Origin of the sequence: Exiguobacterium sp. s91 (assembly GCF_018618915.1) — a bacterium.
Classification (GTDB): Bacteria; Bacillota; Bacilli; order Exiguobacteriales; family Exiguobacteriaceae; genus Exiguobacterium_A; species Exiguobacterium_A abrahamii.
Genome location: NZ_JACSMZ010000010.1, coordinates 1 through 882, shown reverse-complemented (window position 1 = coordinate 882; position 882 = coordinate 1). Strand labels below are relative to the sequence as shown.

Annotated in this window: 8 tRNA genes and 1 rRNA gene; all 9 read right to left on the bottom strand. The window is 49.0% G+C overall.

The features are described 5' to 3' along the window. Position 1 precedes the first annotated feature (1 nt). A tRNA-Leu gene (locus KNQ06_RS16860) sits at positions 2-88 on the bottom strand. A 21-nt stretch (positions 89-109) separates the two neighbouring features. Further along, positions 110-184 (bottom strand) — tRNA-Gly (locus tag KNQ06_RS16855). 7 nt (positions 185-191) lie between these two features. Continuing rightward, positions 192-275 (bottom strand) — tRNA-Leu (locus tag KNQ06_RS16850). Positions 276-282: 7 nt separating this feature from the next. Further along, positions 283-358 (bottom strand) — tRNA-Lys (locus KNQ06_RS16845). A gap of 23 nt (positions 359-381) precedes the next feature. After that, a tRNA-His gene (locus tag KNQ06_RS16840) sits at positions 382-457 on the bottom strand. 11 nt (positions 458-468) lie between these two features. Then, positions 469-544: transfer RNA gene (locus KNQ06_RS16835), tRNA-Thr, on the bottom strand. A gap of 8 nt (positions 545-552) precedes the next feature. Then, positions 553-628 (bottom strand) — tRNA-Phe (locus KNQ06_RS16830). Between the two features lie 10 nt (positions 629-638). After that, a tRNA-Asp gene (locus tag KNQ06_RS16825) sits at positions 639-714 on the bottom strand. 79 nt (positions 715-793) lie between these two features. Next, a 5S ribosomal RNA gene (gene rrf, locus KNQ06_RS16820) occupies positions 794-882 on the bottom strand; the annotation flags it as partial.

Sequence of the window (882 nt, the reverse complement as noted above, 5' to 3'; positions counted from 1 at the left end):
ATGGTGCGGTCGAGAGGACTTGAACCTCCACGATGTTGCCACCACTAGGCCCTCAACCTAGCGCGTCTACCGATTCCGCCACGACCGCATAATGCTATTCAAATATAAATGGAGCGGAAGACGGGATTCGAACCCGCGACCCCGACCTTGGCAAGGTCGTATTCTACCACTGAACTACTTCCGCATATAAATGGTACGGGTGAAGGGACTTGAACCCCCACGTCAAAGACACTAGATCCTAAATCTAGCGCGTCTACCAATTCCGCCACACCCGCATAAAAATGGTGTGTCATGCAGGATTCGAACCTGCGACCCTCTGATTAAAAGTCAGATGCTCTACCAACTGAGCTAATGACACATAAATGATATGAAGTTAAAAAATGGGGCGACTGATGGGAATTGAACCCACGAATGCCGGAATCACAATCCGGTGCGTTAACCACTTCGCCACAATCGCCAAAATAAAAATGGTGCCGGCAACAGGAGTCGAACCCGCGACCTACTGATTACAAGTCAGTTGCTCTACCAGCTGAGCTACACCGGCAAAAGAAATGGTGGCTTTGGACGGAATCGAACCGCCGACACAAGGATTTTCAGTCCTTTGCTCTACCAACTGAGCTACAAAGCCGATATTAAAATGGCGGTCCTGACGGGATTCGAACCCGCGATCTCCTGCGTGACAGGCAGGCATGTTAACCGCTACACCACAGGACCGTTTAAGTATAAGGTGACGACTTCTATAATGATAAAACATCTATGTAAGTCTGTCAATTGTTTTATTAAAAAAACAAAAGCCTGGCAACGTCCTATCCTCACAGGGGGAAGCCCCCAACTACTTTCGGCGTTCAAGTGCTTAACTTCCGTGTTCGGCATGGGAACGGG